Raw genomic sequence first — 23,353 nt, 5'->3', positions numbered from 1 at the left:
AATTGGTGAGATGAGCATAGTTGTACCCTAGCAAAGCCTAAAAATATATTTAAGCTTAACTAGAGTACGAATGTGTTTTTATGTATGGTCTAGCCTCGGATCGAGTCGGAGCCTGCTTCACATGCTATATCGTCGGTGTTGTTGTCTCAACACGCTTAAAACACTCTTAAAATCCACCCTAAGAGTATTGTTTTAAGCTACCAGTCTAAATCAGACCTGGATTACCGCCCCCACCAGTTCAAATCGGTCGTGGTCACCATTCAGAACAATAGAGGATATAGCGACCCTATTTGATTGTTCCTAGCATTCCTTATTGCAGCGGCGTATGCTTAACCTGTCTACTTAAATGCTGTCACGCACACAGCTTGGCTTCCTGTGTTGGTAAAAAAGCCAATTGCCATTTGTCCAGGTGCTTGGTATAATGACAATACATAAATCAGAATAATTTGTTGTCCTACGAACGCCAATTCGTGGGGCTTTTTTTTTATTTAATTTTAGTGTTATATCGAGCCTAACGCACTTAAAATGTGAAGTAAATGCTTTTTTCTATTAACAAACTATACAACAGTATACTAGTATACTGTATGAAAATAACGTTAGTATACCAGTATACTAACGCGTAGTTTGTGTAGCGGTTTTTACATGCTAAAAAAAAAATATACAACGGTATACTGGTATACTAACGTATAGTTTTCATTAGGTATAAACGAAAACAATTTATAGGGAACTGTTACTATGTCAGTGATTTAAATGAATTATAAGGATAACGCACAAGTACTCTGGTATACTTATACGTTGGTATACCAGTATACTTGTGCGTAGTATACTGGTATACTAGTATACTTTTTAACTTAAGCATAAGTATACTGGTATACTTATGCTTATATTTCATTTTTGTTACATCTACACATAAGTAACTTTCGCAGTAGTATACCGTTGCATATTATGTTTTTAAATGTTAAAATTTATACATAAGTATACTTATGTATAAATTAGGAGGTAAACAAATGAACGGAAAAGTTTATGTTGTTGGAAACTTTAAGGGCGGGGTTGGCAAAACAAAAACCGTAACTATGCTGGCATATGAAGCAGCTACATATTTAAAGGAACGTATCTTAGTTATTGATATGGACCCTCAAGGCAATGCTACTAGAGTGCTTGCTAAAACTGGAAATCTTGATAACATATCAAAATCAATTACTGATGGTTTTCGAAACGGAAACCTTACCGATGAAATCGTTCATGTCATGGATAATTTAGATATGATACCAGCAAATACATCCTTTAGAAATTTATCAAAGATTCTTTTTGATAAATACCCAGATAATGAAATAGCTCAAATTTCTTATTTAAAAGAATTAATTGAGCCTTTCAAAAATAGTTATGATCGTATTTATATAGATGTTCCTCCCACGATATCTGATTACTCAGACAATGCTATGATAGCTGCCGATTATTGTATTATTGTTCTTCAAACCCAAGAACTCTCATTAGATGGTGCCCAAACATATATTGCTTACATGCAATTTTTATCAGAAAACTATAATGCCCACTTACAAGTTGTTGGAATTATTCCTATGATGTTAAGACAAGGTGGACGAGTGGATACTAGAGTTTTAGATCAAGCAAGAGAAATGTATGGCAGCAATGTTATTGATACTATTGTAAATTACCAAGAACGTTTAAAAGTATATGATGTAGAAGGTGTTCACATGAACACTAATGCAAATGGAAAAGTAGAAATGTGGGATGGAAAAGCTCATCAAATTTTCATAGATGTTTTAAATGAATTGAATGACCATGAAGCGTATTTAGAAAATATTTAACTGCTTAGAATGGGAGAAGGGAGTATTTTATGAGTAAGTCATTTGAACCAATTATCAAAAGACAAAAAAGTAGTCTCCAAGAAAAAAATGTATCCATAAAAGGAACTAATGACTTTGGTAGATCACCTATCCATTCACCAAATGATCTTCCAATTGAAAACAAAAAAACACAAATTCAAAAACAATTTAAAGTACAAGAGAAGAAGGTACCCGAAAACTTTTTTAAAGCTACAAAAACAGCTAAATTATCTCCTGATGTATTACTAAGACTAAATACATTAAAACCTTTTATTGAAGAATTAGAAGAAATGGATAAATCAACTGTAAACGATATGATGCAAATGCTAATTGAAAGTTATGTAAACGCACGCTTAACTAACCGTCAAAGAGAGGGTTACAATCAAATGTACGAACATCTTTACGAGCATTCAAAAAAATAAGTTTGCAGAAAATAAGTTAACTATACAAAAGTATACTAGTATACTTTTGTATAGTTAACTTTAAAGATGCGTAGATGCCAAAAGACTTTTTAAGCTCATAATTTTAAGAATACTCACACAGACACTGTTGAATAGCTTGCGTAAGTATACTTTTGTGTAGATATTAAATGTAGGAGGCCTTCAAGTGAATAAATTTTTCAAATCCATAACTAGCGACTACTTTGAAGATATTTTAGTACGATTAGCTCATCATTCGGCAGGGATTGAGGGAAATACTATTTCTTTACCTGCTACCGTTTCTATCATTGTAAATGGTACTTTACCCATTAGTTCCGGTGCTACAGTTAGAGAATTTTATGAGATTGAGAACCACAAGCAAGCTTTTGATCATATGATAAATCATTTAATAAATGAAGAGACCCTTTCTACCACCATTATTAAAGAGATACACGCTGATTTAACAGATCGATTACAATACGATAAAGGTCAATTTAAAAAGAATGAAAATATGATTTTAGGTGCTGAATTTCAAACAGCTTCACCATCAGAAACACCTTTGTTAGTTTCTCAATTAATTGATAATTTAAATTATCGTTTAAGTATATCTACAGATAGGGAAGCTAAGTTAATGGCTATTTTGGATACTCATATTCAGTTTGAACGGATTCATCCATTCTCAGATGGGAATGGCCGAACTGGTCGGATGATGATGAACTATTCTTTATTACAGGAGAGATTTCCTCCATTAATTATTGAAAAGGATACAAAAGCACAGTATGTTGAAATTTTAGCAACTCAAGACGTAGATTCTTTTGTAACTTTTGCTAAATCAATCCTAGATAAAGAAACTAAACGAATGATAGCATTTCAAAATATGGATCAAGAAAAAATCAAAGAAATTGAAGAATAAGCTTCTTAGGCTTTTATTCTTCAATTTCTTTGATTTTAAGTGTCTCTCAGGAGCATTTTAAGAACATTTTAATTTGTTTGTATGTATCTATATCTATATAGTTGCTTGAGTTACATTCATTTCTACCTATAGAATGTAGTTCAATTTTTTTTGCTATTTGTTATACCGATAGTATATTGTTGTTTCTTAACTTGTGGGGGTTTCTACTTAATCTAAATAAAGAGTTCCTGAAAATAATCATTAGTGTATGAGCCAAAAACTAGACACTCGAAAAGTGTCCTTTATAGATAAGCTATTCTATAGTGAGTCATCTGTTATAATTATGAGTAGGAGGGATTTTTATGAGCCAAAAAAAAATTTTTACTTTAAAAGAAAATTTACTTGAAACGTATGACGTTTCACTTGATTACAATGGTGTCTCCGGTAAGCGATTAGCTGAACGGTTAGGAGCTTTGTCAAAAATTGGATTAACAGAACAGAATGGTTCTTATCGTACTGGTTTTTCATTTGAAGAAAAAGAAGCAAAAGAACTGGTCATGAAATGGATGAAAGAAGCCGGACTTTCTGTACATCAGGATGGAGCAGGCAATGTATTTGGTCGGCTGGAAGGCAAACGCCCAGGTGTACCTGCCGTATTAAGCGGTTCTCATGTCGACAGTGTCCCAAATGGTGGACACTTCGATGGTCCATTGGGAGTATTATCTGCTTTGGAAGTTGCAGAAGCTTGGAGAGAGACAGAATTCACACCAGAAAAACCTTTTGAAGTCGTTATTTTTTCTGATGAAGAAGGATCGAGATTCCATGGTGGTTTGAATGGAAGTGAAGCTTTTATGGGATCAGGCGACTTAGACGAGAAGATAAAAAAGAAAGACACTAATGGAGAAAGTTTTGAAGAAGTATTGCAAGATGTGGGGTTAAGTCTAGAAAGTTACTCTAATGCCAAACGGGATTTGGATGATATCGAAACCTTTATTGAAATACATATCGAGCAAGGAAAACGGTTAGAAAAAGAAGAACTTCCTTGTGGAATTGTGACAGGAATTGCCGGACCTCACTGGTTGGAATACACCTTTCAAGGAGAAGCGGGTCATGCAGGAAATACACCGATGAATGACCGGAAAGATGCCTTACTTGCTGCCAGTGAGTTTATAGTCAAACTCAATCAAATTCCACAGCAAATTAATGATACCGCTGTAGCCACAGTAGGAAAACTTCATGTAGAACCTAATGGAGTTAATGTCATCCCTGGGAAAGTTACCTTGTATGTCGATAGTAGAGATATCTATGAAGAATCAAGAAATACCTTAGTCAACCGCATTATTCAGCTTGGAGAAGAAATTGGAGTATCACACAAATTGTCTGTTACGTATAAAGAAACCTTAAAGAGCCCACCTGTGCCAATTTCTGAAGACCGGCAAGAGCTACTTGAAGAGGCTATGAAAGTAAACAGCATTCGTCCTTATCGTTTGCCAAGCGGAGCAGGACACGATGCAATGGTTCTCGGAGAACAAATTCCGATAGTCATGCTGTTTGTTAAGAGTAAAGATGGCATCAGCCATAACCCGGCAGAATGGTCAGACTTAAATGACTGCATCCAGACCATACACGTACTCAAAACCTATATAGAAAAATTGCAGTACTAAATTCCAAATAAAAAATATAACCTTGTAGTGCAAAAAAAGAACACAAAAAACGGTGTAGTTCATACTACTTCGTTTTTTGTGCTCTCGACTCTTATTCTGCTTTACATGACAGTATTAACTTATTTATATCCAATTCAACTTTTCTTACTTTGGGTTACTATTGTAGTAAGCGGCACACCTAGCCTATACCTAATTAAGCATTCCTATAGAAAAATAGTTTATAGCGTTTTATTTTGTACTTAAATCATCTAGTGTTTCTTTTAGTAGTTCATATTCTGATATCGATATAGTGGTTTCTTCCATATTTTTTTCTAGTAGTCTATTTAGAGATTCCATGCGGCCTTGCAAAGTACCATTATTGTAGTGGTTAATTATTATTTCTTTTATCACACCAAACATAATAATCATCTCCTTAAATCTATAATGAATAAATTGGATTTTACTCTATTAATAATATCATAACTTGACGTCTTCCATTTTATTAAAATTTTCGCAATACCGTTCCCAAAAACAAGTGTTTTTGGTAACTGTTTTCCTAAGTAAATAATTCACTAGAAAACCCTATAAAATAGAGGTTAGCAACATTACCAAAAATTATTATCAAATACCAGTATAAATAAGAAAAAAAATAATAAAAAACAACTTAAAATAATCTTTAAGTTGTTTTTTATTATTTTTTGCTTATTAATTATTTATTTGTTTGAGAGCTTTCTCTTATAATTAACTTTACCGGAACCAAACGTTTTGCTTCTGTTTTAATATAATTATTCTCCATTAGTTGCTTTAGTGAATCACACGCTAATGTTGCAATTTCTTGAATATTTTGTTCAATAGATGATAATTTTGGTGTAGTAAAACGACTATATGGAGTATTATCGAAACCAATTATTTTTACATCAGCAGGAACTTTTTTACCTTCTTTTCTTAAAACATCTAAGGCGTATACACCTAGCAAATCATTAACAGCAAAAATACCATCAATTTTCTGTTCTTTAGTTAAGAAATTTCTAAATGATTCATCTTCTTTATCAAGATTTACAAAATCAAAACTAGATGGAAACGTGAAAATATTTTCTTCTAAACTTGAGAAGATATGATTTTCTTTCAACGCATCGAGAAAACCACTTAATCTTTTTTCTGACGAAGATGACGCACGATCGTAGAGTAATAGCACCGGGTGTTTACAACCTTGTCTAATCAAATGAGAAGTAGCAGTATACGCTGCTTGGTAATGATCAGAAGAAATAAATATACTATTTACAGAATCATTTGGCTCTCTATCTATATAGACTATAGGAATTAAACTAATCCCAATATCAGTTGGTTCAAATTTCTTTACGCCAGAAATGATTACCAATCCATCAACCATCTTACTTTCTAGCATTTTCAAATAAGTTTTTTCTTTTTTAGGATCTCTATCTGTATTACAAATAATAGTCGAGTAACCTATGTCAAAAAAATGTTTTTCAATTTTTTGTACAACATTTGAAAAGAAAAAATTTGTTATATCTGGTACTACAATACCTATCGACTGTGTTTTTTGTGTACGTAGACTTTTAGCAATCCTGTTAGTTCTATAACCTGTTGATTCAATGATATCCCTAACTTTTTTTCCTGTTTCTTCAGAAAAACGACCATTATTATTGATTACTCTTGATACAGTAGCAACTGAAACACCACTTAGTTTTGCAATATCCTTTATGGAAACATTCTCCATCTAGATACCCCCTTTTTTGTTACATCATCAATCTTGCCATAATAATGAAATACTTACAATAATATTCTATTTTATTAATTGACAGCTATTAAAAAAAATGCTAATCTAAATCTAGGTAAACGATTACTCAATTTCATTCTAACTTAAATAATCTATTTTGTCTTATATTTTTTGCTAAATGAGTAAACGATTACTCATTCGCTTAGTAAATTGTAATTTTTAAAAAATTTAAAGGAGGAGTAATATGAAAAACTTATTATGTCCATCGATGATGTGTGCTAGTTTTGGAAATCTTGAACAAGAAGTTAAATCTTTAGATGAGGCAGGTACAGATATTTTCCATATTGATATCATGGATGGTTCATTCGTGCCTAACTTTGGTATGGGATTACAAGATTTTGAATTTATTCGTAATGCTACTAAAAAAATGGTCGATGTCCATTTAATGATTGTAAATCCTGATAAATATGTAGATCTTTTTGCTGATATGGGAGCAGATATTATTTATATTCATCCAGAAGCTGATCTTCATCCCGCAAGAACTTTACAAAAAATCAAACTTAAAGGAAAAAAAGCTGGGATTGCAATTAACCCTGGAACCTCATTGGAATCAATAAGTGAATTGTTACCTTTGATTGATTACTTAATGATTATGACTGTAAATCCTGGTTTTGCTGGTCAGAAATACTTACCTTATGTAGATGAAAAAATAAAAAAAGCAGTATCTTTAGGTGAGAATTATAATTATGACATCATGGTAGATGGTGCTATCTCTGAAGAAGTTATTGAAAGATTATCTAAAATCGGTGTAAAAGGTTTCATTTTAGGAACTTCTACACTTTTTGGTAAAGAGAAAAGTTACAAAGAAATATTGAATTCAAATAGATAAGAGAAGGAGAATATATTAATATGAAAATTGCAATAGGCAGCGATCATGTAGGTTATGAATTAAAACCAGCTATTATAGATTATTTAGAAGAATTAGGCCATGAGGTTAATGATTTTGGTCCTTACACCACAGAGCGTACAGATTATCCTATCTTTTCAAAAAAAGTAGCAGAAAATGTTGCGAACCATAATTTCGATTTAGGTATTTTGATCTGTGGAACCGGCGTAGGGATTTCAATTGCTGCAAATAAAGTAGAAGGTATACGTGCAGTCGTCTGTAGCGAACCATATTCTGCTAAGCTTTCGAGAGAACACAATAATACAAATATACTAGCATTTGGATCACGAGTTATAGGTACAGAATTAGCTAAGATGATTGTTAAAGAATGGTTAGATGCTGAATATGAAGGCGGGCGCCATGAAAATAGAGTTAATATGATCAGCGAAATAGAAAAAAATAAACGTTAGAGGCATTTGCCTTAAACGTTTGCACTAAATGTAAAGGCTTTATATCTTAGAAAAGTGAGGAGAAAACAATGAACTATAAAAATTTAGCTCAAATAGTATTAGATAATGTAGGTGGACCAGCTAATATATCAGGTATGACACATTGTGCAACCAGATTAAGACTAAACTTAAAAGATAGGTCTAAAACTAATACAGATATTCTCAATAATACTGAAGGTATTATTTCAATTATTGAGAAAGGTGGACAATATCAAATTATTATTGGAACTGAAGTTAATAAAGTATATGCAGAATTAGAAACTATTATGTCAAATAATAATAGTTTCGCTAATGATAATAATAATAATAATGAAGATAGTAATGACAGTAAGAATATACTGAGTAATATATTCTCTACAATTTCTGGCATTTTCACACCTCTTTTACCTGCATTTGCAGGATCTGGTATTTTAAGAGGATTAGTATTACTTGCGACACAAGCAGGTATTTTATCCGAAGACAGTGGAACTTATGCTATTTTAACAGTAACAGCTATGAGTGTTTTTTACTTTCTTCCAGTTGAACTTGCTTATACTGCAGCTTTAAAATTTAAAGTAAGCCCTTATATAGCAGTACTTATTGGTGGTTCTCTCATTAATCCAGACTTTATCGCTCTTATGGGAAATCAAGGTAACGGTGCATTAACTTCCTTTTTAGGCATTCCCGTTGTCTTAATGAGTTATGCATATACTGTTATTCCTATTATTTTATCAATCTGGGTATATAGTTACTTGGAACGTTTTCTACGTCGGGTAATTCCATCTGGTTTGGAGCTAGTTTTTGTTCCTCTTATTTCTCTAGTCATAATGGTTCCTCTGACAATTATCGCAATTGGACCAATTGGAGTTTACGGCGGAGAGTTCATTGCTTCAGTAGTGAATACCTTGATTGAGTCAAGTGGTTTATTGGCCGGAGTAGTAGTCGGTGGTGGTTGGAACGTTCTCGTTATGTTTGGCTTACATTGGGCTGTTAATCCCATCATGATTAATAATATTGCTACATTAGGATATGATTATATTGTTCCTCTAACTTTTGCAACAAACTTTGCAATGATGGGTGCTGTTTTCGGAGTATTTTTAAAAACGCGTAATAAGAAAATGAAGAGCTACGCTCTTTCATCCGTTTTAACTATTGCTTTTGCTGGAATTACAGAACCAGCTATCTACGGTGTAGCTGTTAAACTAAAGAAGCCTTTTATAGCAGCAATTATTGGTGGAGCAATCGGTGGTGGTTTTATGGGGTGGGCTCACGTTTCTTCTAACGCATTTGTATTCGGTGGATTAACTACTCTTAGTGCTTTTGTAGGCGGAGAATTTATGTACGCTATTATTGGACTTGCACTAAGTTTTGCAATTTCTGCAGTACTTGCATATGTTCTTGGTTTCAAAGATCCTATCACAGAAACATCTGTATCTGCTTAAAAACATAATATTATCTAATACGAATATATTAACTTTAAAAAGTATTTAGTTTTAGGTGCGCTCTCTATTCTTAATTAAATAATAAATAAATCAAAAAGATACTTACCGCAAAAAAAATTGCGATAGGTATCTTTTTGATTCTTGTTAAATGAAATATAAGTAAAAAAAATTTTTTTTATTCTCCAACCATACCATCACCATCGTTATCACGCATATAGATGTATAACCAATGGTCTTTTGTAATGGGCATGGAGAACCCAGCATCTTTGGCTTCTTTGATTGTTACCATTCCGTTATTATTTGTATCGATTGAAGAAATGTCTCCACTAGGTTTTTCTGGTTCTACAATAGAACTTTCTGGTGAGGGTTCACTTTCAGTTGACTCACTTGTTGTTAACCCTTGCTCTTTATTGTATTCATCAGGATTTCCGTTCTGAAATTCGTCAACAACATCATTTCCGAGAATCGTATACGTAAACCTATACTTACTTGGAATCTGTGTTTCAGTATCAGGATAAGTAATAATAGCTTCAAAATTGGTTGCTCCGCCTGCTTGACGAATATTTCGTTCCATATAAGCCTGATCACCATGTCTATTCAATATACTATCTTGTGGAGTGATATTGTAGGCGTTAGATACTCCACCTAGAGAGTCTGCAATCACATGTCCTTCATCAAAGTTTGAATTTTCAACACCTGGAACTTTCGCTTCATCATGGTAATATCTGCCATTCGATTTAATAGGTTCCGTTGTATCATCTTGAAGGACAATAGCGTCTGCTGTTACACGAACAAGTTGTCCATATTCATTGGTAAATCCCCAATACTCTCGATCATCAAAACCAATATTAACACGTACATTTGGTTCTCTATGCCCTGATAAGTCGCCACCGTCAACACTAATCGTTTTGTAGTCATCTATCGGTTCCTCTGATGCTACTTCTTCAGTCTGGCTTTCCTTAACGGATTGTTCTTTTGTATCTTCTGTTTGATTGGAAGAAGCTACTTCAGAACTGTCCTCTTCTTTGACCTCTGTACTCTCAGTTGTTGTTTCTGTGCCTAAGTAACTTTCTGTTGCTCCACTTTCATCTGCATCTGCTGAGGGACTACAAGCCCCTAGCAAAAGAGAAGTAGCAATCAAAAAGGAAAGCATGTGTTTTTTGACGATCATTTCATTGCTCCTAAACGTTGTATATGTTTCATTTTTAAACGCTCGTTAATTAACGAACGTTTATTTTATTCATTTTTTATAGATTTACGTCGTTAAACTAAGGTTTGCGTAAAGGTAAAATCGTTTCGTTAATCATATCTGCAACAGCGTTCTTTATTTCTCTCCAGTACGTTAACCGTTTTACAGGGTTTTCTGTCGTAGCTTTATATGCCTCATAATCACTTGTTCGTTTTAATTCAGATTCCCCGTTTTGTCTTTCTTTTTTAGGGTTATAATGATTGACGTAAAAAGTTAAGACGCTCTCTTTCATCGCCCATTCTTTTGAAAGATGATTTACTTGGTAAGCGATCGCTTCTTGAATCATTTCTTCCAATAGACTAGAGACTTGCTTGCCACGGTACTGTTCTGGTTCTTCTTGAATATCTTTCCATAATTGTTCCATTAACTCTGCAAGTTTTGGATTCGTTCGTTTCAAATCGTTGATATAGCTATCAATTTCTTCTGAATCAGACTCTAGTTCAGAGCTCATTTCAGATTCTATATAGGTTGGAACCAATGCTTGAATCAGTTGTAAAATATACTCGTAATTAATATCTTCTGTCTTAACAGACTCTAGCTCATATTCCATATCCATATCTATTGGCTCGTCTATTTCTTCAGGATCTGGTTTTATTTCTTCTAGGACATTTTCATACTTTCCATGGTACTGTTCTATTTCTTCTACAGTGACATGATACTCTTTTTCTAGTTCTGCTTCTTCGTATTCCGTATACACTTGAATGGCCGCAAAAGCTTTGTCTACCTCTTGGAAAGCTTTCGCATACTTTTTCTTTTGTCCTAAACTTAATGCATCAACAGATTCTGGTGAAGGAGCGATTTTTCTTAAGCCTGCTAAAGCATCTTTAAAGGCCTGATGGGCTTCTTTGAATACCGGTGCTAATAACTCGTTCTCTCCCCCATTTGAATACAACACGAGAGCATCCTTTACTTTTTGCGTATATAAAGCAGGAGTCTGGAACGTAACAACTTGTCCAAAGTGTTTAGAACGATCAAATAACCGATTGGTTCGTGAAAAAGCTTGAATCAAGTCATGTGGCTGCATCGGTGCTCGATCGATAAAGAGTGTTGATAAACAAGGTGCATCAAAGCCCGTTAACAAACGATCCACTACAATCACTAAATCCAATTGTTCTTTTCTAAATAAGTATTTTTCTTGTTTTCGTGCTAAGCGATCATTGACGTTTTTATTATACGCCCGCATGGTCTCAATAGAAAAAGAGGTGCCAAACATCTCATTGTAATCTTTAATTGCTTCTGCCATTTTTTCCTGATTGTTAACAGACGTTGCCTCGTTTTCAGAAATCGAATAAGTAATGGCCACTCTTGGAAAAGTGGGCAAAACACTTTTGGTTTTGTCATGAATCGTTACTGGTGTTTCTTCAGCAACCACTTTTTTAAACAACTCATAGTAACGTTGGGCTTGTGCAATAGAAGATGTCGTTAACACAGCATTGTACGTTTTACCTGGACCATTTTGAAAGCCTAATTTTCGTCGAGATTTGTTTACAATTGAATGAATGACTTCTAACATATGCTTTTCGTCTTCATAAACGGATTTTGGAATCATGCGTTCCTTTTCTTGTTCAGACATACTTGCTAATTCTATACTTGGATCTAGCTTTACTATCAAATCGTCTAACTCATCATCTGAAAAAGTACTTTTGTATTCAATTTGAAAGCCTAAGACAGCTTTGTCGTGAATCGCTTCTTTAACGGTGTATTCATGTAGGCTGCTGCCATATTGTTCTTTTGTTGTGCGCGCTAAGTTTCCTAAAGCTTGTTTGGCGTTTTCAGCAAAAATAGGCGTACCGGTAAACCCATACCAAAGAGACTGATAGAAAAATTGTTCGATCTCTTTCTTCTTTTGTGGGGAGACTGCCCGGTGGCATTCATCAACTACAAAAGCGATATGCAAGTGTTTTAATTTTTTATACCGTGGAGTCAATTCTTTTCCTTCAAATCGTTTCATAACATGGTTTAATTTTTGAATCGTCGTCACAATGACCGAGCGATCAGCTGAGAGTAATTTTTTAATTAAATCACTGACATTATCCGTCTCGTCGATCTGGACCACATCATTTTCTGCATAAGAAGTAAAAGATGAAGTGGTTTGTTGGTCTAAATCGACACGGTCAACGATAAAAATGGTTTTATCTAATGAGGGAATTTGCAACAAGTTACGAGCTGCTTTGTAAGACGTCAACGTCTTACCTGAACCTGTTGTATGCCAGACATACCCTGATTCTTGTCTTTTTGAGGCTTGTTTAATGGCTTCAATAGCATGTATTTGATATGGTCTTAATAAAATTAATGCTTTTTTATCGCTATCGATAACCGTGTATTGGGTTACCATTTTATGGGCTTGCGGAATCGATAAAACGTGTTCGGCAAAGTCTAAATAACTCGTAATGGGATCATTTTTTGAATCCACCCAAGTCGATAGAAATTGCTCATTCAATTTTGTGTCTTGTGCAGCAGCTATGTAGCGTGTATCGCTGCCATTCGATACGATAAACATTTGAAGAGCTGAAAATATCCCGTTAAACTTGCCTTGTATTAAGTATTTTTTAATCTGTCTAAAAGCATCCATATAAGAATGGGCTCTATTTTTTAGTTCAATATGAATCAGTGGCAAACCATTAATCAATAACGTGACGTCAAAACGTCGATCTCGATCGTCTGCGCTTTGTTTAAAACTCTGAAATTGATTGATTACTTCATAAGAAGACATGCCACCCGCTATATCTGCTCGGTTTAATACTTTCAAACGAACCGTTCCAAGAGACGCATCTTCGCGTTGGACTTGTACTTTCGCCACACCATTTTCACCAGCCAACCATTTAGCTGCGTCATAGAAGTTCGCAAAGGTTAATTGGTTTTGAACCTGACGGAATTCTTGTTCCGTCAGGTTTACTCCATTTAAAATATCTTTATTGTTTCGTTCTAGTTTTTCTCTAAGGTTTACCCATAATTTTTCTTCTGTGTTTAAGTCTTTCCGATAGGTCCATTGCGAATCTCCACTAATCAATTGGTTAACGAGATTTTGTTCCAACTCTGATTCAGAAGTAAACGTAATTGCCATCCACTCGCCTCATTTCCTCATTCTTAAACAAACATCTTTTGTAGCATAGCTTTTTTCAGTTCTTGGTAGGTTTCTAATTTTTGTTCATGAAGATCAATGGTTTCATCTAATTGTTTGAAGAAGTTTCCTATTTTTTCTTGTTCTTTTAAACTTGGAGTTTTAATAGGTACTCTATCAAGTACATTTCTTGTTAATTGAGGTTGTGCTCCCCCAGTAACAAATCTTTTTAATGATAATGATAAAAGATTTTGATACAAAAAATACTTATCCATTTCAGCGTTCTCATCAACATTTATAACCATTGAATTTCCAGTTATCCAAACAGGACCTCTAACATAGCTTGGGTTTCCAGCTTTTTCTCCACGCGCAGATATCGTCACTTGATCATTCTTATGATTTTCTGCGCTATAATATCCAATATATCCATTAGCTCCAAAAACAGGAATACCACTATCTAACAAGTCACTTTGTCCAATAGTTGTTGGTTGATACATATTAGAGATTTCACCTAGTGTTCTTACTGCCCAATCAACGTTAAACCCCGCAAACCTAACTCTTGGAACACTTTCTCCTTTTTGTGGAAACATCTTTTGTAGCATAGCTTTTTTCAGTTGCTTATGGTCGTTAACAAGTTGCTGCTGTAGAGTAATAGTCTTATCTAGTTTATTAAAAAATGAACCAATTTTTTCTTGTTCCTCTTTTTCTGGAAATATAATTGATACTTCCTTTAAATTGGAATTATACAAATGAACAACTGAATTACCTTGTGCACGTTTACTTAATTCTTTTTGTTGTCTTCCATTTGAAATCGTTAGTGCCAAAAAGATAGAATTAATCTTTTTAGTAGGTTTTATAACGTTCAAATCACCACCAATAATTATTCCTGATTCTCCAATTACAGAGGCTCTTGATATATCTTCTGACGTTTCCCCTGAACCTGGAACGATAACTTCATCTCCTTCACTTAAAACAGAATTATCTTTTAAATGAGCAAATGTATCAACAGAGTTAATGACTGCTTCATATTTAGTATAAAGACGCCCATATAAAATAATTGGTTGTCCTTGTTCAGTTAAGTCACTTTTTGTATAGCCTTTACCTTTAGAAAAACTAGCAAGGTTTTTCAATTTATTTTTGTCCCAGTCTCCAAAATAATTATTAAAACGAACTACTGGCAATAATTTATTCATCGTTATCACCATCATTCATCAACTGTGAGATAAAACCTTTTAATTCTTTATCGCTTTCTTCCGTTGTTCCGCGCAATGCATTCAACATCCCAAACAATTCATCTTCCGCTTGAGAGAGGTTTTTTTTAGTTTGTTGAATTGTTGCAGATATCGTTTCTAATGGAATATCTTCCTCTTCTTCAAAGGTATCTACGTAACGAGGAATATTTAAGTTGTAATCATTTTCTACAATCTCTTCAAATTCTGCTACATAAGCATACTTCTCTTTATTTTCTCTTTTAGCATACGATTCTAAGATCGTATCTATATGTTCGTCCGTTAAGGTATTTTGATTCTTCGCTTTTTCAAATCCTTGAGAAGCGTCAATAAATAGAACATCTTTAGTTGGACGGTCTTTCTTCAAGATAATAACAGTCGTTGGAATAGACGTATTAAAGAAGATATTAGCGGGTAAGCCAATCACTGTGTCGATTGCACCATTCCCTAATAACACTTTACGAATTTTCCCTTCTCCACCACCCCTAAAGAGCACCCCATGTGGCAAGACAATTGCCATAACGCCAGAATCTTTTAAGTGATAATACCCATGCAATAAGAAAGCAAAGTCTGCTTTTGATTTTGGTGCTAAAACGCCATAAGTCGAAAAGCGAACGTCTTCTAAGAACCCCTTATCCGCTGACCAGCTTGCTGAATAAGGTGGATTCATAAGTACGGCATCGAAGTTTGTTGGTTCTTCTGTTGGCCAGTCTTGGTCCAACGTGTCCGCATTATGAAGGTCTTGGTTTGCTGTCGATACACCATGAAGAATCATGTTCATTCTTGCTAAGTTGTAGGTTGAGGTATTGAGTTCTTGTCCAAAATAAGAAATCGTTCCAGGTTCATTCGAATATTTCTTAGCGTTTAGCAACAAGGAACCTGATCCCATTGTCGGGTCATAAACAGAAAAACCTTTTTGATTTTCTTTTCCTTGTAAAACAATTTGAGTCATTAATTTTGCAACGGGTTGAGGCGTGTAAAATTCTCCTGCTTTTTTACCGGATTCAGAAGCAAATTGACCGATTAAGTACTCATAAGCGTCTCCTAATACATCTCCTGCATGACCAGCCATATTAAGAACGGATAATTCTTTCATGACATCCGCAATTGTTTTATTTTGTTTTTGTGGCGATACTCCTAGTTTTTTAGAATATAAATCAATGTCTTCAAAAAGATTTTCAAATATTTCACTAGATTGTTCGATATCACGAAATCCTTGTACTAAATCTTCTAATTGAAAAGAACCTTCATGAATAGCGTTAACTTGTGCTGTAAATGTTAGCTGAGGTTCAATCGTATAGGAAAATTCATCTTGTAATTCTTCTAATAGATCTTCTTTAATCTCACTATCTTCACATGCTTTTACATATAAATTTTGAGCTACTTGTAAATCTTCTGTTTCTTCTTCTAGTAAGACTGAGACATAACGAAGCATGTTATCTGAAAGGTATTTATAAAAAACCAATCCTAATAAATAACTTTTATATTCGTTTGCATCCATTTTTGAACGCAAGATATCCGCTGAATTCCATAAAGCTTGATACAAGGTTGTTGAATTTTTTTCTATTTTCTCTGACATTGTGTACATTGCTCCTTTTAATTCTATTTTCTAATTCAGAATACTTTTTTTTAGATGAATCATTAGTAATCCATCTAAATGAACGGAGGGTGCTTTTATTTCTATCTAAACAAAATAATCTTTAATAATAAGGTTCATTAACTTTTTCAATTACTATTTTTTTCAAAATCAATAGACATAAATACTTTTTCTATATCTTATTGCAAGTCGAAAGATTGTTGTATTAAACCAAAAACATAGTCCATGTCATTTCTATTATCTAGAAGAACCTCCACGTCTCCATTCCCCCAACGTCCTACATTAGTAACATCTCTGCATATTCCTTTAGAATCATTTGTTTTTTCATACTTTATATTCAAGAAAATTTTAAGTTTATCTTTTTGAGGTACAATATCTACAAAGTTTATCCCTTTTTTTGTTTTATAAGCAACATACAACTTTGTGAAATCCTCTTTAATAGAATCATCTATACGATTAATTCTTTCTCTAATTTCTTCGAATAGATCAAGAGTTTTTCCTTCAGATAGATATTTGAAATCAGTTATATCAAATTTCCTTTTACTTTTTTTTACTTTTTGTTCTTTATATTTTTCTAATAATTCTGATGATAGTTCAGGATAGTCCCAAATTTCAGTAGCTTTTTCAGATAATATTTTTGTTCTTTCTTGAATAAGCTTTTCATTCCATGTTTCCAATTTACTTAATCCTCTATTTAACTTAAGTGGACTATCTGAAAATCCTCCTTCTAAGTTACGCTTCTCAATAAATGGTCGATCGCTTAATTCAGAGTTATAAGCCGTTAAGGTAAGGTTGCCTATTGTGTGTAAATATTTTTCTTGTATTTCTTTCCAATTCGGTCCTAAGTCTTGTTGCCATTCTTTTGATAATTTTTCATTTTGAGGCAAAATATGTTCAATCGTAAAAGCTTCTATATTAACGACTTCTTTACGTTTAAAATTTTCTAATTTCCTTAATAGATAATTTCGATTTCTAAAACTATAAACATCTTTTATTGAGAGAGACAATTTAAATTCTTCATCATTGGGTAAACGTTTATAGGATCCCTTTCTTACTAAAGTTGCTTGTAGACTCTCTAAATAACTATTTACATCTATTTCACTTTTCAGAGAAGCAAATGTTTTATTTAATGAGTTTGTCGGAATACTAACAATTGAACGTCGAAAAACATAAGTCTCTACAATTCGTAAGACCTTAATAAAGTCTTCTCGAGAAAGCTTTTGTTTAGTATAATCATCGTAAACAGTCAGTAAAAAGGGGTACGAAACATCTACTTTCAGTTCGTTTATATCTCTTAAAACTTCATTAATTTTTTCATCTGGTTCTTGACTAAATGTCAGGTAGACAAAATAATTTGAGTATCGGGAAATTTCTTGTAGTATAGCTTCAATACCTATTTCAGAATTAGTATTTATGTATGTCTTGAAATCTTTATATACCTCACTTATCCTTGGAATGTTACCTGTTTTGAGGGTCAAATAATCTCTCATAAATCGATCGAATATAGAAGACTCATTTAAATTTCCAAAACTTTTCTCCATCGGATACCAGTAATTTTGGTATAAATGCGTTTGCTCTTTAGGTTCTAAACGCATGAGAATATAATTACGAATTAAGTCTGCTTGAGAAAGGTCTAAGCCTGTTGAATTCAAGCTTTCAAATATCAGTTGAGGATCATCATTTTCCCTATCTAAAGCGATATCTACGATGATTAATTTCTGTAGACCATGGAGAATTTGCTCTAGGCTAAGATCACTATTTTGAATATTTTTTAAAAAGTACTCGTAGTTAGTCAATAGCTTAGGAGACTTGTTTCCTTTCACTTCATTCTTATCTACCAATGCAAACAATGTATCTTTATCACTTTTAGTTAAAATTAATTTATGATACAGTTCGTTCTCCTCATCATTATTTACAAGATAATAGTTCTTTATTTGTCTATCATTTAATGCGACTTTTTCTTCACTGTTCTCTAATACTTGTCTAAAAGCTAAAATTAAGAGCGTTAGAGTAGTTAGTCTTTGTTGCCCATCTATGACAAGTAGTTGTGGAACAGAAGAAATTTGATATAAGCCTTTTTCTATATAGACAATAGAGCCCATAAAATGGCCTTTATTTTGAGGATCTTTTGCTGCTCGTTCCAAATCGTCCCACAGTTGTTGGCATTGAGCATAAGTCCAGCTATATTTACGTTGGTAGATAGGAATTATAAACTGCTTTGTTCCTTGTAAAAATTTCAATAAATTAGTTTCTGACGCTTTCATTAGTTCTCTCCTCTAATTAAGTTTTATTTGATTACATATATTGCAAACCGTTTCTCTTGTAATATTGTTTTTTTTAATTGTGTCTTGGAATCTTAATCTAGTAATAATGATTTGATAAGTCACCCAATTTTTAATTTTTTGAGCGTACAGAATATTATGATCATAGATTATTTCTAGGCTATCTATCACCATAATATTAGTATATCTCTTTCATACCATAATAAGGTGTTTTTTATTTTTTATATGCCTTTTTCGGATATTTTTTGATACACTTCAGACGACTAGCTGTTAATTAATTACTTATCCTTGTTAAGTAGAAGTTCTCTCTTTCGTTTATATCTTGTTAATGTGCTCTTACTAATCCCAGTCATTTTCTCTACCTGTGTGTAGGAGTGAGTCTCTAGTAGACTCATGGCTAGTGTGATTTGCTGTTGAGAGAACTTTTTAGGTCGACCTTCTCGGTACCCTGGTCGTTGCTTAGCTATTTCTTTTCCTTCTTGAGTTCGTTCTACGATTAAGTCTCGTTCAAAATCTGCGAAAGCACTAAAAATAGTAAAAATAAGTCTACCAGTAGATGTATTCTCAATCACACCCAAGTTTAATACATTAATTTTAACTCCTTTTTCAAAAAGTAATTTAATTGTATTTAAAGCATCTTGGGTACTTCGAGCGAATCGATCGAGTTTTGTTACGACTAATGTATCTCCAACCTGAATAGTTTGGATCAGCTTCTGAAATTCTGGACGATCTTTTTTTGTTCCAGTAATTTTTTCAAAATAAATTTTGTCACAATGTTCCTCTTCTAATTGACGCATCTGTCCTTCTAAATCCTGGTGACGAGTACTCACTCTTGCATAACCATATTTCACACTTTTCACCCACTTTTCTGATTCACTTTCGAACATAAGTTATGACACCATTGTATGTAATGATTTTACTGGATTAAGAATTCATAGTCAATACTCTTAAGTTATGACCACGAATTAACATTTCTTACTATAAGGAACTGTTCTCCATAACTTTTTCTATTTATATGTTTTCCCTACACACCTATATAAAAAGACAAGAACCAGCTAATCGGTTCCTGTCTTACTTTTGCAGTCTTGGGTACGGTAGGCCTTTTAGTGTTTCATTTATTTAGGGTTTGCATAACTTTAGATCTTTTTTGTGCATTAATATTTTCTGTTCAAAAACTATTCTCCCCATAACTTTATCAAATCTATTGTATCGCTATTAGGTCTTAAATCTTTATTTTTATTAAAATGTACCTGGACAGTTATAGGCATAGCCATTGCTGTTCCTGTAATTATACAAATACCAGGAGACAAGAGAGGTATATTTTGTCGGGAAACTCTATCTAATGTAGAAATTGTATTATTTAGTATCGCCAAGTCTTTTTCATTTACCAAACGATGTATGAAAAAGTTATGCGCTTGAGACAGGATAGTAGCTGAGATATCTGCCGGACGCTGACTAGAGATGGTCAAAAAATAGGAGAATTTCCTCCCTTCTTTTATTATCTCTTCAAATAACTCTAACCTGTAATCTTTCCAACTCTCACTTTCCCTACTCGATTGAGAAGAAAGAATGTTGTGAGCTTCATCTACAATTAGGTGAAAGGAAGAGTTATCATTAAAGTTTTTTGCATTCTCAAATGTTAATTTTGCTAATAATAATGGAACCATTTTTTTAATTTCTATATTGCATTCACGTAAAGATATAATGTGAACTAATTTATCTGTACTGTTTACTGCAAGGGTTTCTTCATCAGTAACATGCAATACTTTTTTCCATTGTTCTTTTTCTGATTCAATGCGATTAATGATGGGCGAAATATTAGTAAAATCCACTCTACGATATATGATATCACTAATAATCCTCAGCTTAGCTCTTATTTCAAGTTCATCAAAAAAATCTAATTCATGAAACTGTATTCGCAAATATTCACATATGACATCAACCTTTAAATCCTGTCGCTGTAAGTCTGTCAGACCACCAGCCTGTATAATCCATTGTCCAAGGGAGGGCGCATACGCGTACTTCTTTTCATTTTTATCAAATATATAAACTGAATTAATCTTATCTAAAAGAATAGACTCCTCCGAGGATAATGGAATTAATGTAGATAAAACCCCTCTCATAAAGTCTAACAAAACATTGCTAGGTTCACTTTGAAGTACATTTAGAATGATGCTTTTAATCCAATTAGTTAATGAATCTGAGTTATCTTCGTACTTCTTCCAGCCACTTATGACTCGCTTCATAAACGGTTTTTGAGTTTGCTCTGTTGCTCTAAAAAGCATTGATAAAATGTCGGGATCCATCAGGAAGCTCCTTTTTATAGGAAGACGACTCTGTCTGTTTTCTCGAGTTGACAATTTATAGATGTGCTTTTGTTCTGGTAATAACCCGAAACTGGCAGCACCCGTGTATTCTCCGTTGAAATCAATTACTAAAAAAGTACTCTTATTTACAATTCTACCGAAGTCTATTTTTGAAAAAAGACTGGTATATAATTGGTGTAGTGTGTTGGATTTACCGCTCCCGGTATTTCCGAATATACCAATGTGAGAGGCAAAAAAGTCATTGATAGGTAGGTTAATGCGAATATTCTCATTTACTGTATTCCCTATTGAAATACTTTCTGTTTTCTCATCAAATAAAGAAGAATAACTATTAATGTAAATTTGATTTATCACATCTGGGTCCGGTATTGTTGCTAAATTTCCAATCATGGGGATATATTTACTTCCTGATACAAAAACTTTATTTTCTATATAACCAACTATTTGAGTATCAATATTTCTGACAATGGAGTTCTTTTGATAGCGGGAATCATGGAATAGTTTTTTTGCAATATCTGTGCTTAACTGGTGATCAATAATAGACTCAGAAATCACTTTTCCAATTATTTTAGTAAAACCTTGATTTATTACTACGAATGAATTGACGGTTATATTTTTAATAACTTTACCATTATGGATAATAGTAGGATCATTCATATAGTCAAAGGCAGCAATTATACATGTTAATCCATCAACTTTAGTCACAAATCCAATCTGGGGAGCAAAATCATCAAATTTTTTCATTGATCTCTCCTATACTTCAGTATATTGTTGAAAGCCCTGAAGCTTATCACTGCGTTATAGAACAACTCAATACCTTCTTGTTCGGTGGCATATAAGTGTTGTACAATTGGATTCTCTAAAATGGTTTTCACAATTTCTGAAGCCTCAATTGCAATTTCTTCTAGAAGAGTCAACTCTTCTAAAGTATTTCGTAGTGATTGTATATCCTCTTCTAAATATTCTTCACTTAGTTCATTTTGAGATAAGAACTCAAGAATATAAGAATGGTTTCCTTTAATTTCCTCTCCATACAAGGCAGTATATTCCAAAATCCCCTTATAATCTTGAAATGACTTTATAGTAGAAGGGGAAATAAAAGATACATTAATGGGTACGGTTCCATCCGTATAATCCAAAACATTTAAGATATTATCTTTGTCTTTGTCCTTGTAACATACAATGTATACTAATAACCCAGGATTAGTAAAAGCACGTTTTAATTCTGTACGTAAATGTTCATCTGCAAAAGAGAAGCCAAAAACGACTAAAATAGAATCCTTTTTTTCTAGTGTCTCTTTCATATAACGGATCATACTATAGTAGTGATTGCTAAATACTGTATTTTTAAATTTATCTTTAGTAGGCATAACGATTTGAAGGTTATTCGCCTTATCAATGTATTTTTCATCTATTTTTATAGAATCAAATAATGTTGTTTTATTCTCTAACCTCTCAAGATATAAATGGCACTCTATCCCCGTAATGTGTCTCTTTATATAATCTCTTTGTTCTTCCTCACTATAGTCATCGTAGTTCTCATTCAAAATATCATGAGCTATTCTTTTAAAATCTTCAAAATAGTCTAAATCGTTATCTATCAGTATTTTATTGTTGCTATCCAATGACCAGTTTGCTGATCCATGTAATTTAACGAGATTAAAAGTGGGCGTTTCCATATAGTAGTTATCATATAACCCAGAATGAGCTGTAGTTTTGTTATAGTTATCAGAGTCAATGTATCTCCTAAGTACCCCTCTGCCCCATCATTCAATGAAATTCTATTATTCTTCTCTAGATACAAATCAAAGGCTTTTTCCAAAAACAAGTCATAATTTGTAGTAAATACATTTACTCGAATTGGATTTATTTTACTATTCCTTAAAAACATATAATTAGAAATAATATTTATTAACGCTGTATATTGTTCTAGTATAGTATTCATCAAAGGCGTACTCTCTTTATCTTCTTTGCGGGATATTAAAGAATAGTTATCACAGACAGATAATATTAAAAAGAATAGGATTAATAACTTTTTCAGTTTTTCTTTCTTAGTACTATCTAAATTAGAGTTTCCAATATCGGTAATCAAATTTTCCATATTATTAAGGGTGGAAAAGTATGGAGCGGAAGCTCCCGCACCTAATAAAAAATTTACGTTCTTGCTGACTAGTAAATCTTGTAGGATTTTGAGATCATGTTCAGAAAAATTCAAATCATCCATAGAGATTGCCTCCTTATTATTCCTTTACATTT

At 33.2% G+C, this 23,353-nt stretch carries 18 protein-coding genes; 7 read left to right on the top strand and 11 right to left on the bottom strand.

All coding sequences use genetic code 11. The features are described 5' to 3' along the window. Positions 1 to 1,007: 1,007 nt before the first annotated feature. The 4 genes from BLT48_RS00295 (at position 1,008) to BLT48_RS00280 (ending at position 4,819) form a co-directional block, all read left to right on the top strand. On the top strand, positions 1,008 to 1,826 hold the full coding sequence (locus BLT48_RS00295; protein ID WP_007723335.1) for a ParA family protein: 819 nt from the start codon (positions 1,008 to 1,010) through the stop codon (positions 1,824 to 1,826). A 29-nt stretch (positions 1,827 to 1,855) separates the two neighbouring features. Next, positions 1,856 to 2,266, top strand: a complete 411-nt coding sequence (locus BLT48_RS00290) for a hypothetical protein (protein WP_007723333.1) — start codon at positions 1,856 to 1,858, stop codon at positions 2,264 to 2,266. 184 nt (positions 2,267 to 2,450) lie between these two features. Then, positions 2,451 to 3,176 carry a Fic family protein gene (locus BLT48_RS00285; protein ID WP_089974262.1) on the top strand — a complete coding sequence of 242 codons (726 nt, stop codon included), beginning with the start codon at positions 2,451 to 2,453 and terminating at the stop codon, positions 3,174 to 3,176. Between the two features lie 341 nt (positions 3,177 to 3,517). Further along, the gene (locus BLT48_RS00280) at positions 3,518 to 4,819 is read left to right on the top strand and encodes a M20 family metallo-hydrolase (protein WP_089974260.1); all 1,302 of its coding nucleotides are present in this window, start codon (positions 3,518 to 3,520) and stop codon (positions 4,817 to 4,819) included. Positions 4,820 to 5,047: 228 nt separating this feature from the next. On the opposite strand, the gene BLT48_RS13685 is transcribed toward BLT48_RS00280, so the two are convergent. After that, positions 5,048 to 5,218: a hypothetical protein gene (locus BLT48_RS13685; protein ID WP_176944015.1), complete on the bottom strand. Its 171-nt coding sequence runs from the start codon at positions 5,216 to 5,218 to the stop codon at positions 5,048 to 5,050. Between the two features lie 289 nt (positions 5,219 to 5,507). After that, positions 5,508 to 6,536 (bottom strand): LacI family DNA-binding transcriptional regulator, encoded by a 1,029-nt coding sequence (locus BLT48_RS00275; RefSeq protein ID WP_089974258.1) that lies wholly within the window; start codon positions 6,534 to 6,536, stop codon positions 5,508 to 5,510. Between the two features lie 244 nt (positions 6,537 to 6,780). Here BLT48_RS00275 and rpe point away from each other — a divergent pair, with 244 nt between their 5' ends. From rpe to BLT48_RS00260, 3 genes are all read left to right on the top strand, one after another. Continuing rightward, positions 6,781 to 7,425 carry a ribulose-phosphate 3-epimerase gene (rpe, locus tag BLT48_RS00270; RefSeq protein ID WP_089974256.1) on the top strand — a complete coding sequence of 215 codons (645 nt, stop codon included), beginning with the start codon at positions 6,781 to 6,783 and terminating at the stop codon, positions 7,423 to 7,425. 20 nt (positions 7,426 to 7,445) lie between these two features. After that, positions 7,446 to 7,892, top strand: a complete 447-nt coding sequence (rpiB, locus tag BLT48_RS00265) for a ribose 5-phosphate isomerase B (protein WP_089974254.1) — start codon at positions 7,446 to 7,448, stop codon at positions 7,890 to 7,892. Between the two features lie 68 nt (positions 7,893 to 7,960). After that, the gene (locus tag BLT48_RS00260; RefSeq protein ID WP_089974252.1) at positions 7,961 to 9,352 is read left to right on the top strand and encodes a PTS transporter subunit EIIC; all 1,392 of its coding nucleotides are present in this window, start codon (positions 7,961 to 7,963) and stop codon (positions 9,350 to 9,352) included. A 175-nt stretch (positions 9,353 to 9,527) separates the two neighbouring features. On the opposite strand, the gene BLT48_RS00255 is transcribed toward BLT48_RS00260, so the two are convergent. The 9 genes from BLT48_RS00255 to BLT48_RS00210 form a co-directional block, all read right to left on the bottom strand. After that, the gene (locus BLT48_RS00255) at positions 9,528 to 10,523 is read right to left on the bottom strand and encodes a DNA/RNA non-specific endonuclease (protein WP_089974250.1); all 996 of its coding nucleotides are present in this window, start codon (positions 10,521 to 10,523) and stop codon (positions 9,528 to 9,530) included. A gap of 97 nt (positions 10,524 to 10,620) precedes the next feature. Continuing rightward, positions 10,621 to 13,665, bottom strand: coding sequence for a type I restriction endonuclease subunit R (locus BLT48_RS00250; RefSeq protein WP_089974303.1), 3,045 nt, complete (start codon positions 13,663 to 13,665; stop codon positions 10,621 to 10,623). A 23-nt stretch (positions 13,666 to 13,688) separates the two neighbouring features. Beyond that, a complete protein-coding gene (locus BLT48_RS00245) occupies positions 13,689 to 14,855 on the bottom strand; it encodes a restriction endonuclease subunit S (protein ID WP_244885779.1) in 1,167 nt (388 codons plus the stop codon). Beyond that, positions 14,848 to 16,470, bottom strand: coding sequence for a type I restriction-modification system subunit M (locus tag BLT48_RS00240; protein WP_089974302.1), 1,623 nt, complete (start codon positions 16,468 to 16,470; stop codon positions 14,848 to 14,850). Before BLT48_RS00240 ends, BLT48_RS00245 begins: the two co-directional genes overlap by 8 nt. Before the next feature lie 197 nt (positions 16,471 to 16,667). Beyond that, on the bottom strand, positions 16,668 to 18,752 hold the full coding sequence (locus BLT48_RS00235; protein ID WP_089974300.1) for a DUF262 and DUF1524 domain-containing protein: 2,085 nt from the start codon (positions 18,750 to 18,752) through the stop codon (positions 16,668 to 16,670). Positions 18,753 to 19,048: 296 nt separating this feature from the next. Continuing rightward, positions 19,049 to 19,621, bottom strand: coding sequence for a recombinase family protein (locus tag BLT48_RS00225; protein ID WP_089974309.1), 573 nt, complete (start codon positions 19,619 to 19,621; stop codon positions 19,049 to 19,051). 324 nt (positions 19,622 to 19,945) lie between these two features. Beyond that, positions 19,946 to 21,841, bottom strand: coding sequence for an ATP-binding protein (locus BLT48_RS00220; protein ID WP_089974296.1), 1,896 nt, complete (start codon positions 21,839 to 21,841; stop codon positions 19,946 to 19,948). Then, positions 21,838 to 22,776: a hypothetical protein gene (locus BLT48_RS00215; RefSeq protein ID WP_143019081.1), complete on the bottom strand. Its 939-nt coding sequence runs from the start codon at positions 22,774 to 22,776 to the stop codon at positions 21,838 to 21,840. Before BLT48_RS00215 ends, BLT48_RS00220 begins: the two co-directional genes overlap by 4 nt. Further along, positions 22,698 to 23,321: a hypothetical protein gene (locus BLT48_RS00210; RefSeq protein WP_089974292.1), complete on the bottom strand. Its 624-nt coding sequence runs from the start codon at positions 23,319 to 23,321 to the stop codon at positions 22,698 to 22,700. Before BLT48_RS00210 ends, BLT48_RS00215 begins: the two co-directional genes overlap by 79 nt. Between the last annotated feature and the right edge of the window lie 32 nt (positions 23,322 to 23,353).

Source organism: Carnobacterium viridans (genome assembly GCF_900102725.1).
GTDB classification, from domain to species: Bacteria; Bacillota; Bacilli; order Lactobacillales; family Carnobacteriaceae; genus Carnobacterium_B; species Carnobacterium_B viridans.
This window is presented reverse-complemented; position numbering and strand designations above follow the sequence as displayed.

What these genes read in the sequence shown, in the direction of transcription:
- BLT48_RS00250 (WP_089974303.1), bottom strand. Translation starts at nt 13,665, where the DNA reads ATGGCAATTACGTTTACTTCTGAATCAGAGTTGGAACAAAATCTCGTT.
- BLT48_RS00275 (WP_089974258.1), bottom strand. Translation starts at nt 6,536, where the DNA reads ATGGAGAATGTTTCCATAAAGGATATTGCAAAACTAAGTGGTGTTTCA.
- BLT48_RS00255 (WP_089974250.1), bottom strand. Translation starts at nt 10,523, where the DNA reads ATGATCGTCAAAAAACACATGCTTTCCTTTTTGATTGCTACTTCTCTT.
- BLT48_RS00220 (WP_089974296.1), bottom strand. Translation starts at nt 21,841, where the DNA reads ATGAAAAAATTTGATGATTTTGCTCCCCAGATTGGATTTGTGACTAAA.
- BLT48_RS00280 (WP_089974260.1), top strand. Translation starts at nt 3,518, where the DNA reads ATGAGCCAAAAAAAAATTTTTACTTTAAAAGAAAATTTACTTGAAACG.
- rpiB (WP_089974254.1), top strand. Translation starts at nt 7,446, where the DNA reads ATGAAAATTGCAATAGGCAGCGATCATGTAGGTTATGAATTAAAACCA.
- BLT48_RS00235 (WP_089974300.1), bottom strand. Translation starts at nt 18,752, where the DNA reads ATGAAAGCGTCAGAAACTAATTTATTGAAATTTTTACAAGGAACAAAG.
- BLT48_RS00260 (WP_089974252.1), top strand. Translation starts at nt 7,961, where the DNA reads ATGAACTATAAAAATTTAGCTCAAATAGTATTAGATAATGTAGGTGGA.
- BLT48_RS00240 (WP_089974302.1), bottom strand. Translation starts at nt 16,470, where the DNA reads ATGTCAGAGAAAATAGAAAAAAATTCAACAACCTTGTATCAAGCTTTA.
- BLT48_RS00290 (WP_007723333.1), top strand. Translation starts at nt 1,856, where the DNA reads ATGAGTAAGTCATTTGAACCAATTATCAAAAGACAAAAAAGTAGTCTC.
- BLT48_RS00245 (WP_244885779.1), bottom strand. Translation starts at nt 14,855, where the DNA reads ATGAATAAATTATTGCCAGTAGTTCGTTTTAATAATTATTTTGGAGAC.
- BLT48_RS00295 (WP_007723335.1), top strand. Translation starts at nt 1,008, where the DNA reads ATGAACGGAAAAGTTTATGTTGTTGGAAACTTTAAGGGCGGGGTTGGC.
- rpe (WP_089974256.1), top strand. Translation starts at nt 6,781, where the DNA reads ATGAAAAACTTATTATGTCCATCGATGATGTGTGCTAGTTTTGGAAAT.
- BLT48_RS00210 (WP_089974292.1), bottom strand. Translation starts at nt 23,321, where the DNA reads ATGGATGATTTGAATTTTTCTGAACATGATCTCAAAATCCTACAAGAT.
- BLT48_RS00215 (WP_143019081.1), bottom strand. Translation starts at nt 22,776, where the DNA reads ATGGAAACGCCCACTTTTAATCTCGTTAAATTACATGGATCAGCAAAC.
- BLT48_RS13685 (WP_176944015.1), bottom strand. Translation starts at nt 5,218, where the DNA reads ATGTTTGGTGTGATAAAAGAAATAATAATTAACCACTACAATAATGGT.